The organism is Enterobacter cloacae complex sp. 309I3 (assembly GCF_050031595.1).
Classification (GTDB): domain Bacteria; phylum Pseudomonadota; class Gammaproteobacteria; order Enterobacterales; family Enterobacteriaceae; genus Enterobacter; species Enterobacter cloacae.
In genome coordinates, this window is the sequence record NZ_JBLGWI010000001.1 from 3,754,386 (window position 1) to 3,766,790 (window position 12,405).

Sequence of the window (12,405 nt, forward strand, 5' to 3'; positions counted from 1 at the left end):
TGTCAGTTAATTGGACGAACTGATGTAAGTCAATAAAGCACGAAATGTTAACAGAAGTCTTAGCACCACTGACGCCATTTGTCATCTTCCTGCAGGCGATGGTTGCAGTAAAAAATACGCAACCCGGCACCAGACGGAATACTGCCGCCGCGTAGAAGCAGGTCAAGCTCTGACTCGCCACCATCTAACCCTCTGGAACTCAGCTCGGCCTCAAGCTGCAGGCGCTGATGATCCGAAATATTCTGTTTGTATGCTTTTTTCCGCTTAGGTTTTACCAGCCTTAACCGGGCTTTCAGCTCACGCCGTTCCTTCTGGCTCATGCTGTGGAGATATTCCTGCAGCGCCTTTTCATCCATGGACGTAATATCCGGTACTTCCCCCCCTGTCTGGTTCAAATTTTCAACAGGGGGACAGTTATTGCCACGAGTCCAAGGGGCGCAAGCGCCCTGGTCGGCTGTCGCCTCCTGAAGGTCAACGGCTTTACGAACCATTTTCCACTTCACTGCATGAGTGCAGATCCGGCCCTCAATGATCGGGGACCAGATGCCATAAATACGAACACCGTGATCACCGTAGGCGCTCGGCTCGTCGTTCAGCTCATAGGCAGTTCTGACCAGGTGATGCTTGCGGGAAACAAGAACGCCGCCCTGCTTCATGATGTAGGTGGCAAAACATCCAGCATCAGCTGCAGCCAGCACAGCATCCAGACGCGGGTTTTCCAGTACCGGTGCGCCTGCCTTCTTGTCACCCTGCCCCCTGGCAGCCTGACCGGCCAGCAGGCGCAGCTCACGGTACGCCTGGCGGCCAGGAATACCAAAGAAGCGGAATTGCTGGACACGGTGCAGCGAAGCCCAGGCGTTTACGTTCTCAGCGTTATCGCGCAGTGATCTGCCCGTTTCTTTACTGATTTCCTGCGCCAGCCCGCGTCCGTCGATGTTTTTACTGATGTATTTGGCGATATAGCTGGTCGGGGTGCCCTTGCGCGGGTTGATAAGCTCAGACTTGAAGCGAGGCCCGGTATTGGTGCCCAGCTCCTCCCGGTCCTCACGAATGGCGAATTTACGCAGCAGCGCGGTGATGGATTTGCGGTCTTTTTTGCGCATGAAACAAAGCAGGTGCCAGTGCACGGTGCCGTCATGGTGCGGCTCAGCAACGCGGACGCCATACCAGCGCAGCCCGGCTTTATGCATCGCCTTACGGAAAGCGGCAAACATATTCACCAGGTAATCGCTGCTCTGGCGGACCGTGGCACTGGTCCATTTCGGGTTTGGCCTGCCGTTATTAAGCGTCGCGTGAAAACGTGACGGGCAGGTGATGGTATAGAACACGGCGCATTCACCACGCATTTCTGCGATCAGCTCCAGCCCCTTAACGCAGGCCATCATTTCGTTGCGCCGGTGTGCCGGATTGCTGCTGCTGGCGTTTACCACTTCTTCCATATCCAGCGTGTCGCCTTCGGCGTTAACCAGCTCATGCGAGCGGAAAAACTCCAGTGATTTGCGGCGCTGTTCGCGTTTGTGGATCACGGCCTCATAGCTGACATACGGGGACGCCTTTTTGTTAACCAGGCAGACAGCGCGCAGCTGTTCTTCCCGCCATTCACACCGCATCTGCCACAGCTTGCGATACCACCAGTCCGCGCAAAGCATACGGGCAAGCGAGCCCGGAATAAGCTCGTAGGGGACCGGGTTACGGCGGTGCTTTTTACGACGCAGTTGCTCGAAAGCTGGCGGGATAACATCAAGGCGCATAGCCTCAGCGGCCACCCTTTCCCATGACCGGCGGATCTCTTCCGGCGTAACGTCTTCATCCGTAAACAGCTCACCGCAGGCAGCATCCAGACACATGCTCATGTGTGCCGCCACTAGGGTAGATAACCGCTTGACCTGCTCCTGACTCATTTCGGGCAGAACCAGCAAACCCTCCAGCCCGTCGTGGCTCGCCATAAAACGGAATGACGCAGAAACCTGGCTGGTACGCACGCGCTCCAGGCGTTCAAGGCACGGCCTGATGGTTTCACGCAGATAGCGGGAATATGCCTTCGGTTTGCCCAGGCCCTCGAAATATTTAATCCGTTCAAGCAGCGGCTTACTGATATGCGCTGGCTGGGCGCTCACGTCAGCAACGATTATCAGATCGGGGTTGAATTGTTGCTGTTCACGGGCCATTTTGGCGCGGCTTATCAGGTGGTCCTGCTCCATTTCTCGCTGAACAGGATCACGGGATTCATTGTAGAAATAGCATTCCCAGACCTCATTACTCAGGGCCTCGCGGCGCAGCTGTTCCTGCTCGTTGTCCGCAGCATAGAGAGTAATGAGGTTTGAAAGCGCTGACTCCGGCGCTTCTTCCGCCGGTTCCAGATAGGGGTTAATTGCCTTTTTAGGCGCGGTCCAGGGATACGCCCCGGTAGCTTTACCTCCACTACCGGGGAGTTCTGATACAAGAGGCGCGACGGGACGGCCTGAGCTGATATCCGTCACTCGCAAACTCCTGCGTAAACACTGCTGCAAACCGCGCTGTCATTTGCACTCGCCAGCAAATCAAACTGCGCGCCGCCTCGTGTCGTCAGTGCCCAGTCGCGATAGGTCTCAATGCCATAAGCATCAACAGTGATGACCTCAATACGCTTTTCAGCCCGGCGTGGATCATGCGTGGAGGGAAAGAAAGTTGAATTACCGCGGCGCGAACAGTCCGCAACCATTCTTTCCCATTCAGCAACCCGGCGAACCTCTTCTGGCCAGCGCTGGAAAATTTCAGCAAGTTCAGATTTACGGGCGTGAATGCAGGGCATACAACCGACACGGCTGCAGCCCTGCAGATATAACGGGTTAGGCTTAATGCCATGGCGCTTTGCAATTGCAAAGACATCCTCATGCAGCCAGTTAAGGATCGGACGATAAACGTGCAGGCCCGGTGTATTATCTGCATCTTCCTCCCAGTCCGGCAGCAATGCGCGTGCAGGTGATTCCTGAGCCCTGACCCCCTGCCAGCTGATAACCTCGTCATACTCTTCCAGGGCAGGAACGACAACCTGAGTCCTGATAGGCTCATGCTTGAGGTCGAAGGTGCAGAAACGGGCTTTTGTGGAAGGGAACCGGCCTTTCCACATGCACAGGCCCAGAAAAGGAATGCCGGTGGGCTTCAATATTTCCAGAGCACGGTGCACACGTTCTGCCGCCTCATCGGCAGACATACCGCATTCCTGAACCAGAGAAACGGGCCATTTCTCTGCAATGAATTTCCGTTTGCCTTCGATCTGGCGAGTGAAATCAGCTTTAACACGGATAACTTTGCCCAGCTTTGATTCCAGATAGTCCAGATATTCCATCGTCTGGGGGTGTTCATGGCCCGTATCAGCGAAGACAGAAATATGAGGAACATCGTTTTCAATGGCCCGCAGCCATTGGGCAAGACTATCCTTGCCGCCTGAAATACTGGTTATGTTGATGGTGCTGGCAGCAAAGCAGCGCGGATCGATGGGATTCATACGCGCACCTCACGCACAACCGAGTAATCAGGGCAGCCAGCCAGATCAACGCCAGTCCAAACTTTTGGTTTCAGTACAGCAATAAGTTCGCCTGCGGTTTTCCCTTCTCCTGCAGCAACTCCTATGCTGCGTTTTGTGCTGATACGGTGAAGGGTGAAATTTCGGTAAAACGAACGAATCAGGCGGGTGTCGCTATTTGACACGACGATCGGGTGCCCCTCTGATGACCGGCGCACCAGAATAGATGCCAAATCATACTGGTCATCATCAGAGAACCCGGCTGTGTGATAACCGCTAAAAGTACCGTCATAAGGCGGATCGCAGTAAACAACATCACCCGCCGTCAGCATTGCCAGCGTTTCGTCATAGCTGGCGCAGATGAACGTGGCACGCACTGCCTTTTCAGCAAAGGTCAGGATTTCTGCATGAGGGAAATATGGATTTTTATAATGACCGTAGGGAACATTAAATTTCCCACGTTGGTTATAACGACACAACCCACGATAACAATGACGATTTAAATACAGGAATAATGCGGCGCGCTCCAGCGTGGTCAGGGATGTATCTTCGTTAAAACGCAGACGATTTTCATAATACTTTTCAGCACTGTTATCTTTGCTGAATAATACCCATGCAACCTGTATTAATTCCTCAGGATGGTAGGCCGCTTTCTTATACAAATTAATAAGGTCAGCGTTAATATCCGCGACAAGATAATGAGGATAGTCTTTTGCCATCATCACAGCGCAGGAACCTGCGAAAGGTTCAACCAGTCGAGGGCCATCTGGGAGGTGCTTTTTGAGTTCGGACATGATGGCGGTTTTGTTTCCCGCCCATTTCAGGATAGTGCTCATACAACACCTCCGTTATAGTGCTTGCCCTTAAGCTCTGCGATTTCCTGACATGTCACACAGCACTGCACGCCCGGAATAGCGCGGCGGCGAGCTGGAGGGATCGGCGCATCGCATTCGATGCAAAGCACACGGGAAACGCCCGGCGCTCTGTTGCGGGCAGTGTGGATGTGGCGCTGGCGTTCTTCTTCAACGCGCTGTTGTACGAGGTCCATAGAGTCAGCCATTAGTGGAGCTCCTGAGATTCGTTTTCGTAGCGGGTTGCTTCGCAGCGCAGTAGTTCAGCTGCTTCAACACCGTTTAACCCTTTGTTGGTGATATGGGTTGCCAGCGCCTCAAGGCGGATTGAAACTGCGAGCGCGCGGCCTTTGCGCTCCTCACGTTTGGCAATATCGATCACCGCCATAAGCGAATCGGTTTCGGCTACAAACATTTTTCGTAATTCTTTCTGCATTGTTCTCTCTCCTGAATTTGGGCAAAAGAATGCCCGGCGGGTTTACGCCATTAATTTCTGTTGTGGGTTAATTCGGCATGGTTAGCCGTTTGGGAAATAAGCTCACCACTGCACGAAAATGATTCATTGCTTTAACCAGTTCCCGCTTTTCGTCAGTAGTCAGATCACTAATATTGACGCCGTGACGTTCTGCCGGAATTTTTGCCATAAAGAATATGGCAGCCAGTGCGCGCTCATTTTGTTTATGGTTTATATCGCGACGGTCGCGCATATCTTTAATGAACCTTTCAAGCTCTGGCTCAATATTCAGACCAAACACACTCGCCCTTAATTCAGCTATATGGTTCAGTCCTTCAAGCCGTTGACCCGGGCTTAGTGGAACAGTCGCAGAAGTACCTTCAATAGCCATGGTTTCACCTGTTTGGTAGTGGTCAGCCCTGCCAGTAGTTCTTCCTGAGAGCGGGACGGGTGCCAGCGCTTGCCATCTTTCCCGATAATCCAGCCATGGCCGCAGTGCATACCCTGGCTTTGTTTAACCAAAAGCGATGCGAATGAGGGTTCTTTATTAAGCATGAGCACCTCAGATCAGACCAAAAGACGCGCTGAGGCCCGTCACTGTATCAACAGCACTTGCCATTGCCGGGTTGTACTGCAGGCGCGCATGCATGGAAACAGCTGTAAGTGCCATTAAGCGAGTGACAGAATTGATGCTTTCGATAACCTGCCGACGTTCGGTTGTTGTCTGGTGTTCGCCAGAAACAGCACTTGCTGCAACACGACCAATCTCTGCTGTAGCATTCAAAACGTAATGAGGCATTTTCTCGCTGGCTACTTCGTTCAGCGGCACACATGGCAGGCAATGGATTTGAGCCAGGAACCCATCAACAAGCGTTGAGTCCTCTGTGATATCCGTCAGCAGCCAAATATCCGGCGCGGTAAGTTGATGCGGTTGTTCCGGGTTCAGTTTGTTGCGCAGTGTCTGGACATTCATGCCTGCTCGATCTGCAAGCTTCGCCATGTTGTGCCGCAGTGCGAAAGCGCGACAGGCATCATCAAAGTGTGGATGTTTGGAAATCTTATAATCAAACATGTGAGCCCCTCAAAAAGTTCTCATAATCGAACTTACTGACCAACAATGACGCGGAAGTTGGAATGACCAAGGGACTCACGAACCTGATCGGTTTTGTACATCAAGTAGCGAAGACATACGCGACCCTTGTTTTTATCCTTTTTAACCATGTATTTAGCCAACTGACCATGGTGAATTTTTTGATAAACAGAACCGCGGGAAACGCCTTCCCATTCCGCGAACTCTGCAGGTGTAGCCATCTCTTTTGGTACACGAATTGAAATATCGGTGCTCATAGTGCAGTATCTCTCAGTTAAGGTTTGGTTTATGTCGTTTTATCTTGTTTTATGCGATTCAATACTTGAACAATTGAGATACTACGATCCAATATTTGATACTTCAATAGGATTAAAAAATGATACAGGTGAAAGCTGGCGAGAATACAGGGGGTAGAGAGGCTATCCATAGGTTAATGGCTGCCTATGATTTTAAGTCCAGACAGCAGCTATGCGATCACCTAGGTGCATCTAAAAGCACTATGGCTAACAGGTACTTAAGAGACAGTTTCCCTGCAGAATGGGTGATTCAATGTGCTCTTGAAACGGGCGTTTCTTTACTCTGGCTTACCACAGGTCAAGGTGAACCCGGAACAAAAATTGATGATAAAAAAAGTATCAATTTCGTGAACTCTGGCAAGGTAAAACCTCTTTCTGAACTTGTATCGCCCGAGATCGACAAGGTTAATCTCATGGGAGGTTCGCTAGTTGAAGCCGGGAAGGCCATCATTGATAGCAGCCTGCTTCCCCCTGACTCAAGCGAGCTGCTTCTCGTAAATACCAAAGGCGATTCATATTTAGTTGACCGTAACCAGACACCACCTGTGAATGGGATGTGGTTGGTCGATATCGACGGAATAAAAAGCATTGTTAAGCTAACTCGCCTGCCGGGAAACAGATTAGTTGTGCATCAAGATGATTCTTCGTTTGAGTGCAGCCTGGATGATATTGAGGTTGTTGGCCGCGCATTGAAAATCATCAAGAGCCTTTGATATGACCATCAGAAAACAGCCGAACGGAAAATGGTTGTGCGAGTGTTACCCGAACGGGCGTAACGGCAAGCGCGTGCGCAAGCAATTTGCGACAAAGGGGGAGGCTGTAGCATTCGAAAACTTCACCATGGATGAAGTGAACAAAAAGCCGTGGCTGGGTGAAAAGGAAGATCGGCGGCGTTTGTCGGAATTGATTGAGCAGTGGCACTCCCTTTACGGCCAAACGCTCGCAGACCCCAAGCGCCTAATGGCGAAACTGAATATTATCTGCAATGGCCTGGGCGATCCCGTCGCCTCTGAGTTAACCGCCGGTGACTTTACAAAATATCGCGAAGCACGATTAAAAGGTGAAGTACGTAACGAAGACGGCGCGCTGATGTCGCCAGTTAAGCCCCGCACGGTAAACCTGGAACAGCGTAACTTATCATCCGTTTTTGGCACCCTGAAAAAGCTGGGCCACTGGTCAGCGCCTAACCCGCTCGCCGGGTTACCAACATTCAAAATTGCAGAGGGGAAACTGGCGTTCCTGGCCCAAGACGAAATCAAACGCCTGCTTGATGCCTGCGCTGATTCTCAAAGCCCCAGCCTGTTGATGATCGCAAAAGTATGCCTCGCCACCGGCGCGCGGTGGAGTGAAGCCGAAAACCTGCAGGGCCATCAGTTATCTAAATACCGGATCACCTATACCAAAACTAAAGGCAAGAAAAACCGAACCGTACCGATATCAAAGGATCTGTATGACGAACTCCCCAAAAACAGAGGGAAGCTATTCACGCCATGCAGAAAAGCCTTTGAGCGTGCAGTAAAAAGAGCGGGGATCGACTTGCCTGAAGGCCAGTGCACGCATGTGCTACGCCATACATTCGCCAGTCACTTTATGATGAACGGCGGAAACATACTTGTGCTTAAAGAAATTTTAGGTCATGCCGATATAAAGATGACAATGATTTATGCGCACTTTTCTCCAGATCATCTGGAGGATGCGGTAACTAAAAACCCTCTGGCTAATTTGGATGGAGAAAAATAGAAAGTGCTTTTAAATGATTATACCCAACAGTACCCATGGATACCGTACTTCCTTATCTCTCTGTACTTATTGTATTTAGGCATCGAATTATATATATGCATTTCAAAAAAATGCTTTGATATGAATGAAAGGCCATTAACAAGACAATATCTATTTAAGCAATCGATCAGAATCCCATTGTTTTCATCATTATATTTTGGTATATTTTCCTGGCTAGGACACTCTCCCCAGTTCGATAGCGATGGATTTAATAATTTCATTGCCATTAGCAAACTCCCCATCGCGTTACTTTCCTTGTCCATACCATTTGTTGCAGTAGTGGCAAACATACATCGCACAGTTCAAACAAATAAGCAGATTGAGGAATCAAAACAAAAAAATCTATCTGATAGTCATTATAGCCATTTAAAATTCGTGACCGATTATTTTACTAACCTACCCGGTAAAACTGTAAATCGCAAACGAAATTATGGCATTAAAGAAGTCAGCTATAAAATCAACTACCCAATACATTTATATAGATATATTTTCAAAAATAGCACACCGGAGAGTGGGAGACCACAAAACTCAAATAAAGAATACATGCAAAAAGTCAGCGATCATTGGGTTGAAATAGTAAAGAGCTTAGAGATTTTAAATTCTCCATTAGATGAATCCGAGATTAGAGAGATTATAATTCGCCAAATGAAATCATTATCTTTAATTGAGGGCCATTTATTAAAACTTAGCAGATTACTTTGTTTAACTCCAGCAGAGTTGAATGAACATGCCACCTTCGCATCTCAAGGATATGAGATATCTACAAATATCTTATCTGGGTATGAACTTGGCGAGACAATTGAAGCCTATTTTAAGTTTACAATTGATATTTTCGATATTTCTGACAATTTCTTTTCATTTAAAGATGATGCTACATCTGGCCAAATAATTTCACAAGCAAGACTTCTGGAACATAAAGAACCTAAACTGTTTGAGCTAATCATAACAAACAAAGGAAAGAAAGAGCCAGAACTAACCTATAATGGCGACAAATTGGCGGCAAAGCATTAAAACCGCATGAAATTTATAAAAACACCTTAAAATCAACATACTGATTTAAAAGATAAATGTATGATTTTGTCATGATATAAATGGTATGTAGAAATTTCGGACGCGGGTTCAACTCCCGCCAGCTCCACCAAACATTCATTCGTGATGTATCATGAACTTTAAAAAATCCTGCAACTTTAACGAGTTGCAGGATTTTTTTTGTTGCGTGTATGGTCATGATATCTGAATGGATCTTGAGCATTCTGTATCTTGTTTTGCACCGCGTTGCCAGAACGCTAAAAAATTAAAATTCCCAACAAACTCAACCAATTCATCCAGCAATTACACCGTCTTCAACCATTAAGATCATGTCTGGGCTCGTTAGTACCAGCCCTTTTCCTCTCGAACAAAGTACACCCACCCGCCTTAATCTCGCCATGACGTTTGTTTAGCCATGATTCATATGCAGGTACCTACAAGCGAGCGAACAATGGTTCAATCGCCTGAGGCAAGAAATTAAAACGAACACCACCTTTGCATAATCGCGAGAGGGCTACAGGATTAATAATTATTTATTCATATTTTACAATGAGTTATGTAAAATATTAAAATTAACAATAAAAAAACATTTGTTCACTTATTTAGCTTAATGTACTTTTATTCCGAACAGGAGGGTATTGTATGAGAATCATTGATTCACAGGCACATGATGCGCTAACTCAGATTGAGCTTTTTTGGGCAGTATCCTGGAAATTCCCACAAAGGGTTGCGGTTAAAGATCTCGATCATGAGATCAGCTATGGCGAGCTCAGAGACTGGATGCTCAGGATTATTCAGACACTGAAGGATGAAGGTGTTCACGCAGGTGACAAGGTTGCAATAGAGCTGCCACCAGGTGCTGAGTTAATCGCCTCTATTCTGGCGATTCAGTTCATTGGTGCTGCTTATGTACCGATAGACCGTAATGCACCAGTAGCGCGTAATAGTCTGATATTGAATGATTCTCAGCCTCGCATGATTATCAATGAGAGCGGTCATTCAAACTTTGCCGGCTTTCAGGCAAAAAGCATATACCAGATGTTGTCTGTCTCTGTTATGGCGGATTCATTACTGAATATGGCCGTTCCGGAAGGATTGGCATATATTATTTATACTTCGGGCACGACAGGTAACCCAAAAGGTGTTCCGATCACCCATGCTAATTTGCGTGCTCTCTTTCGTGCAACGGAACCTGTGTTTAAGTTTAACGAAGATGATTCCACTGTGCTTTTTCATTCCTATGCTTTTGATTTTTCAGTATGGGAAATGTGGTCAGTTTTAGCTTATGGTGGGAAGCTTGTTATTCCAGATAATGAAACACGTTTAACCCCTAGTAAACTTGCACAACTCGTTCACGATCAAAAAATTACTTTACTTAATCAAACTCCTGGTGCTTTTTCCGTTAATGCCTCTTGGCTCTGTCAATTCCCGAAGGGATCATTGGCTTTACGGTTTATTATTTTTGGTGGCGAAAGGCTTAATTTTCAGATGCTCAAACAATGGCAGCAGCATTTTGGGCTGATGTCTCCTTTACTGGTTAATATGTACGGCATTACCGAAACGACTGTTCATTCAAGTTGGCATATTATCAGTAATGATGATCTGGAGCACACAGAGTCTATAATAGGTGAATTATTGCCTGGATTCGATTACATCATTCGGCCCCTTGATGAAAGTGATCTGCGTTCAGGCTATGGCGAATTGCTTCTCTGTGGTTCGCAAGTCACGCCGGGTTATCTGAACCAGAATAATGAGACCAATGGTAAATTTATTTTGGCTGAAAAAAACAATATTACCAAGCGGTATTATTGCACAGGAGATCTTGTTCAATATAATTCCGCAGGGAAGTTGGTTTATATGGGGCGTTGCGATCAACAGGTAAAAATAAATGGTTATCGAATCGAAATTGGCGAGATTGAATCTGTGCTTGCAAGGCTTGAATCTATTATCGACATTTCCGTCATAACGTCTCATTCAGAAACACTTGGTCATCATCTGGTTTGTTGTTTTGCATCAAATGACAATAAAGCAGATGTTATTGAACAGTTACATAAATTGGCAAAGGAGTTATTGCCATTTTATATGCGCCCTATTCGCTATCGTGGTTTTGATGCTATACCAAAAACCATTAATGGAAAAATCGATAAACAACACCTGAAACTTTCTGTGGAGTAAATTATGAACGCAGTTGATTTAGATGATGTCAATAAAGAACAGGTAAAAGTACTTGCATTACAACAGTATATAGTTTGGCTGCAAGATGTTTTAGAAAAATCAGTCAGCGCGGAAGATAACTTCCTTGATATTGGTGGGCATTCAATGATTGCCATTGCACTGAATGAACGAGTACGAAATGAATTCAATCTAACGCTATCTATGGAACGTCTATATAACAGCACGCTTAGCGAAACATTTTACAGTATTAAATAAAACCAATCATTCACTGGAGATTACCATGTCAAATAATATTCATTTGTCTGAAGAAGAACTTGCCAACTTCCATAAAAATGGTTATATCGGCCCAATTACCATTTATTCTCCGGAAGAAATGGCGGAAATTTGGAGTACCGTTCGTCGGCAATTACCAGATCGTTCGAATGCTGCTTACCCTTCAGACTCGTACGGTGCGGCAACGAATATATCGAATTACGATCGCCATCTTGATATCAATAAACTTAGCCAACATGTCACTAATCCCAAAATTGTGGCACCGGTATCTGATATTCTTGGCGATGATGTTTTATGCTGGCGTACGGAGTTCTTTCCTAAATACCCCGGTGATGAAGGTACTGACTGGCATCAGGCTGATACATTTGCTAACGCCAGTGGAAAACCGCAAATTCTTTGGCCTGGAGAAACTGAAGATCAGTTTGGAAAAGGGACTTTAACGGTCTGGACAGCCTTTACTGATTCAACCATTGAGAATGGTTGTCTGGAAATTATGCCAGGCACCCATCATAAAATGAATTATGATGAAAATAAATCAATGCAATATCAAAGCGACATTATTAATAACATTGAAAAGGAGGGTAAGAGTCGTGGATTCTTTGGATATGATTACCGCGACCTGCAAATAGATCCTGACTGGCATCCGGATGAAAAACAGGCCGTCCCGTTGGAGATGAAAGCCGGTCAATGTGTCATCTTTTGGTCAACGTTAATGCATGCTTCCTATCCTAATATATCTGATAAGATATATCGCATGGGCTTTGCTACCCGCTACGCCCCCAGCTTTGTTGATATTTATCCCAATACCGATCATGTGCATGAGTATGGTGGCAATATCCCATTGGATAAATTTGGCTGCGTGATTGTTGCTGGCCAAAGTCGTAATACTAATAATCGTATAGCAACCCATAATTTGCTCGGAAATCCATTTACTCCCCTTTCCATATAAAATA

At 46.7% G+C, this 12,405-nt stretch carries 15 protein-coding genes; 6 read left to right on the forward strand and 9 right to left on the reverse strand.

Annotated features, from left to right (window positions below):
• Positions 1 to 59: 59 nt before the first annotated feature.
• From ACQG22_RS17945 to ACQG22_RS17985, 9 genes are all read right to left on the reverse strand, one after another.
• The gene (locus ACQG22_RS17945) at positions 60 to 2,480 is read right to left on the reverse strand and encodes a replication endonuclease (RefSeq protein ID WP_369706695.1); all 2,421 of its coding nucleotides are present in this window, start codon (positions 2,478 to 2,480) and stop codon (positions 60 to 62) included.
• The gene (locus ACQG22_RS17950) at positions 2,477 to 3,487 is read right to left on the reverse strand and encodes a phosphoadenosine phosphosulfate reductase family protein (RefSeq protein WP_369706694.1); all 1,011 of its coding nucleotides are present in this window, start codon (positions 3,485 to 3,487) and stop codon (positions 2,477 to 2,479) included. The genes ACQG22_RS17945 and ACQG22_RS17950 overlap by 4 nt, the downstream gene beginning before the upstream one ends.
• On the reverse strand, positions 3,484 to 4,341 hold the full coding sequence (locus tag ACQG22_RS17955) for a DNA adenine methylase (RefSeq protein WP_369706693.1): 858 nt from the start codon (positions 4,339 to 4,341) through the stop codon (positions 3,484 to 3,486). The genes ACQG22_RS17950 and ACQG22_RS17955 overlap by 4 nt, the downstream gene beginning before the upstream one ends.
• On the reverse strand, positions 4,338 to 4,565 hold the full coding sequence (locus ACQG22_RS17960) for a TraR/DksA family transcriptional regulator (RefSeq protein ID WP_048987514.1): 228 nt from the start codon (positions 4,563 to 4,565) through the stop codon (positions 4,338 to 4,340). The genes ACQG22_RS17955 and ACQG22_RS17960 overlap by 4 nt, the downstream gene beginning before the upstream one ends.
• Entirely contained in the window at positions 4,565 to 4,792 is a 228-nt protein-coding gene (locus ACQG22_RS17965) for a DUF2732 family protein (RefSeq protein ID WP_039025453.1), read from the reverse strand. Before ACQG22_RS17965 ends, ACQG22_RS17960 begins: the two co-directional genes overlap by 1 nt.
• A 67-nt stretch (positions 4,793 to 4,859) precedes the next feature.
• The gene (locus ACQG22_RS17970) at positions 4,860 to 5,201 is read right to left on the reverse strand and encodes a DUF5347 domain-containing protein (RefSeq protein ID WP_032707289.1); all 342 of its coding nucleotides are present in this window, start codon (positions 5,199 to 5,201) and stop codon (positions 4,860 to 4,862) included.
• The gene (locus ACQG22_RS17975; protein ID WP_048987517.1) at positions 5,165 to 5,365 is read right to left on the reverse strand and encodes a phage filamentation protein Fil family protein; all 201 of its coding nucleotides are present in this window, start codon (positions 5,363 to 5,365) and stop codon (positions 5,165 to 5,167) included. The genes ACQG22_RS17970 and ACQG22_RS17975 overlap by 37 nt, the downstream gene beginning before the upstream one ends.
• 7 nt (positions 5,366 to 5,372) lie before the next feature.
• Positions 5,373 to 5,882, reverse strand: a complete 510-nt coding sequence (locus ACQG22_RS17980; RefSeq protein ID WP_180836927.1) for a phage regulatory CII family protein — start codon at positions 5,880 to 5,882, stop codon at positions 5,373 to 5,375.
• A gap of 32 nt (positions 5,883 to 5,914) precedes the next feature.
• Complete coding sequence (locus ACQG22_RS17985; protein WP_369706692.1) at positions 5,915 to 6,157, reverse strand: Rha family transcriptional regulator; 243 nt, start codon at positions 6,155 to 6,157, stop codon at positions 5,915 to 5,917.
• Positions 6,158 to 6,276: 119 nt separating this feature from the next.
• On the opposite strand from ACQG22_RS17985, the gene ACQG22_RS17990 reads away from it, so the two are divergent.
• The 6 genes from ACQG22_RS17990 (at position 6,277) to ACQG22_RS18015 (ending at position 12,401) form a co-directional block, all read left to right on the forward strand.
• Positions 6,277 to 6,909 (forward strand): phage repressor protein CI, encoded by a 633-nt coding sequence (locus tag ACQG22_RS17990; RefSeq protein ID WP_369706691.1) that lies wholly within the window; start codon positions 6,277 to 6,279, stop codon positions 6,907 to 6,909.
• Position 6,910: 1 nt separating this feature from the next.
• Complete coding sequence (locus ACQG22_RS17995) at positions 6,911 to 7,936, forward strand: site-specific integrase (protein ID WP_369706690.1); 1,026 nt, start codon at positions 6,911 to 6,913, stop codon at positions 7,934 to 7,936.
• A 120-nt stretch (positions 7,937 to 8,056) separates the two neighbouring features.
• Complete coding sequence (locus ACQG22_RS18000; RefSeq protein ID WP_369706689.1) at positions 8,057 to 8,986, forward strand: hypothetical protein; 930 nt, start codon at positions 8,057 to 8,059, stop codon at positions 8,984 to 8,986.
• 660 nt (positions 8,987 to 9,646) lie between these two features.
• On the forward strand, positions 9,647 to 11,179 hold the full coding sequence (locus ACQG22_RS18005; RefSeq protein WP_148791306.1) for an amino acid adenylation domain-containing protein: 1,533 nt from the start codon (positions 9,647 to 9,649) through the stop codon (positions 11,177 to 11,179).
• Positions 11,180 to 11,182: 3 nt separating this feature from the next.
• Positions 11,183 to 11,434: a phosphopantetheine-binding protein gene (locus ACQG22_RS18010; RefSeq protein ID WP_052123646.1), complete on the forward strand. Its 252-nt coding sequence runs from the start codon at positions 11,183 to 11,185 to the stop codon at positions 11,432 to 11,434.
• A 25-nt stretch (positions 11,435 to 11,459) separates the two neighbouring features.
• Positions 11,460 to 12,401: a chlorinating enzyme gene (locus ACQG22_RS18015; protein WP_047351915.1), complete on the forward strand. Its 942-nt coding sequence runs from the start codon at positions 11,460 to 11,462 to the stop codon at positions 12,399 to 12,401.
• Positions 12,402 to 12,405 lie beyond the last annotated feature (4 nt).